Here is a 2,882-nt window from a genome sequence, read left to right as displayed (position 1 = left end):
CCATGGTTTGCGCACTTTTATGGTTGCCTATGTGAAATGTCAACAGACCCTAATGCTAAATGTGCCATTTGCTGGATCAACATCATAAATGCTAATTGGATAAACTCCAAAAGTAACAACATCAGGGCTTGCTGCCCATACAGGAAAAATAAACCATGAAATCATTACGATAAGAAATGCTTTTTTCATCTCTGAAATCCTTTTGAGACTAACTCCATTTTATTGTGAGCTATTCGATTATAAAGTCCATAAATTAAATACTATCACAAAACCTTGGTATGTCTAATTTAAGTACTAGTTCGTTATAAATCTGCTGACTTAAACCTGTGAAAATGTATTTCTATCCTTGAGTTCTTGTACTATCGAATCAATATCAAAGTTACAGGGATCGGCAAAACCCAACCAAACTACCCCATACCCAAGAACACTTCGAAAAGCACGCGAGACGGTTAAGTCAATGGTCCCCTATGGGTTTGCTACCCGCGATCAAAAACCACCTATCTCGATGGTGTTCCTGGTGGGCAAAAACAAATGCTCCGTGGTCTTATCAGCACCTATTAACTGCATTATTCCCCCAATCAAGAGGCTCTTAGAATTTTTACTAAAGCCCAAAGATGACATCGTCTATCATAAAAGATATCAACGTGCTCATTAATCGTACTTTTCAATGGTTGTTTCGCGCCTGTAACTAATTAGCTTATTTATTCAGACGCTCCAACGAGTGATGAAAAATACTTAGCAGTTTCTCAGTATCAAACATGACTTTTTTACTATTTGCTGTTTGCATTGAGTGTTTTCGCATGAATGCTATAGCATAAAACAGCCTATAAAAATCAAGTCTGACTTGTGCTGATTTATCAAGATGCAAGCCTGCTGCCCAGTAATCAGTATATATGGTATCCAGGCCTTCTAATTCAAGACAGGTACTCGTCAGCGCAATCACCAATAATGGGTCGCCAAAACAAATTTCATCGACATCTACGATACCTGTAATCTTACCATTGTGTACCAGTACATTTCGTTCGCTGGCATCCCATAAAAAAGGCATTGGTCGTATAATTCTAAAACTATCTTCCATACATTTTGCTACGTTAAGAACTTGTGTCGCCAGTTTGGGGGTAAAAAGAGCAGTGTTTGTTATCTGCTCTTTGTATAGCTCTAATCTTTTGAACAAAAATTCATACCATGTTTTTTCTGTTGAAATATCGTCATAACTGTCGAGAATACCATAACCTGAACATTCATGAAGCCTGTTACATAGAGCCTGTATGTTAATCATCTCATTAGCTAAATTTTTCTTATCTGAATCTGTAAGGTGTGGATAGACATTAATGAGATCATCGCCAGGCAAGCGCATCATTAGTAATGCTGGATATGGAGAGTACTTGCCATCTAAATCTGATTTAATAAATTCAGCGAGAGGAACTCCCAGTGGCAGGAGAATTTTCTGCCATGCAATAGCAGCATGAAATTTATGTTTGTGACTGATATCAGTCATACGAAGCACATATTCTGCAGCAGGAGTCCGCACGGCATATACAAAATTTTGCTCCCCAGTAACCATTCGCATCGCAGATAGCACCTGCTCTCCGGTCATTGAGCGTACGACAGAAGATGCAATTTGTTCATTTGGTGTCGGACTGTCAGTATTCATTAGGCTAAGTTCAACTTAATTCAAATCTATTTTCTATGAAAATCGATGCTATTCTTTTACAACTGATTTAGGGACTGTTGACAGTTCGCTAGATTGAGCCCAAATGAGTTAATTTTTCAGCATCGAAGCACAGAAAATCAACTCATTTTGACCAAAATGATGGAAAGGTCAACCCGAGTAAGAGCAGCCGTAAAATAAAGGTTGCACCCAATAGAACCTATTTAAAGTGTGTTTAACGCACTCAAAATAACCTTACCCAGATAAACTAAGCTCACTGCCTAATTAATCGCAGGTTTAACCCTTGAGATTCCACTTTCTCAGTTGAACGATAAGGATTAATATCTAAGCCACCCCGTCTGGTATAACGTCCATAAACGGTAAGTTTTTCTGGTTTACAACGATGCATGATATCTACAAAAATTCGTTCAATACATTGCTCATGGAATTCATTATGGTTACGAAACGATACCAGATACTTCAATAAGCCTTCTCGATTAATCTGTTTTCCCGTATAGGCAATTTGGACACTGCCCCAATCTGGCTGATTTGTAACTAAGCAGTTCGATTTCAACAAATCTGAATACAGCACTTCTTCTATTTGCTTATCTTCTACAAAGAGATACTCAGGTTCAACAAGGTAAACAGAGCAAGTCACATCGAGGTCATCAATGCATTCACCCTGAGATACTGCTTCAATCATAGCCGGTTCTTTTTCTTTCAAAGATAGAATTCTCACCTGAACCTCTCCTCCTACGCGTTTCGCTAAATCACGCTCGATAGCCAATTTAACTTCTTCACTATTTTTAAACTGGGTGTTATTGAATGAATTAAAATAGAGTTTCAATGATTTGGATTCGATTAAATAAACCGTCGCACAATCATAAATAATCTCAGCCAATGCAACAATAGGTTTACCTTTTTCATTAAGCCATGACACTTCATAATGATTCCAACAATCAAAGCCATAGAAAGGAAGTTCGTTAGGGTCAACACCTATTTCTTTACGCTTCGCATCACGGGGAATGGCAAACAATCGGTCTGGATTATAATGTGAATCGTACTCAGATGAACGACCTAGTTCAGATTGTTCCGGTTTTGTGTAATATTTTTTTCTAACGCTTCATTCATGCGATGAGTCTCCAAAATATTGATAATTTGCAATGCACTATTCCAGTTTACGCGCTCACCTGCCTCGATCTGACTGGCAAGTTGACATTTCTACTATCTT

2 protein-coding genes and 1 pseudogene are annotated in these 2,882 nt (G+C 38.2%); all 3 read right to left on the bottom strand.

Annotation, left to right across the window (positions count from 1 at the left end):
• Nucleotides 1-39: 39 nt before the first annotated feature.
• Entirely contained in the window at nucleotides 40-189 is a 150-nt protein-coding gene (locus LDG_RS19480; protein ID WP_006869273.1) for a hypothetical protein, read from the bottom strand.
• 508 nt (nucleotides 190-697) lie between these two features.
• Nucleotides 698-1,654 carry an aminoglycoside phosphotransferase family protein gene (locus LDG_RS01285; protein ID WP_006869271.1) on the bottom strand — a complete coding sequence of 319 codons (957 nt, stop codon included), beginning with the start codon at nucleotides 1,652-1,654 and terminating at the stop codon, nucleotides 698-700.
• 271 nt (nucleotides 1,655-1,925) lie between these two features.
• Nucleotides 1,926-2,782: pseudogene (gene queF, locus LDG_RS01280) on the bottom strand (NADPH-dependent 7-cyano-7-deazaguanine reductase QueF).
• Nucleotides 2,783-2,882 lie beyond the last annotated feature (100 nt).

The sequence above is a fragment of the Legionella drancourtii LLAP12 genome, assembly GCF_000162755.2.
Lineage (GTDB): Bacteria > Pseudomonadota > Gammaproteobacteria > Legionellales > Legionellaceae > Legionella > Legionella drancourtii.
Note: the sequence above shows the minus strand (reverse complement) of the source record. Positions and strands in the feature narration are given on the sequence as shown.

Bases quoted from the DNA above. Each gene is read 5' to 3' on its own strand.
- LDG_RS19480 (WP_006869273.1), bottom strand. From the start codon at position 189: ATGAAAAAAGCATTTCTTATCGTAATGATTTCATGGTTTATTTTTCCT.
- LDG_RS01285 (WP_006869271.1), bottom strand. From the start codon at position 1,654: ATGAATACTGACAGTCCGACACCAAATGAACAAATTGCATCTTCTGTC.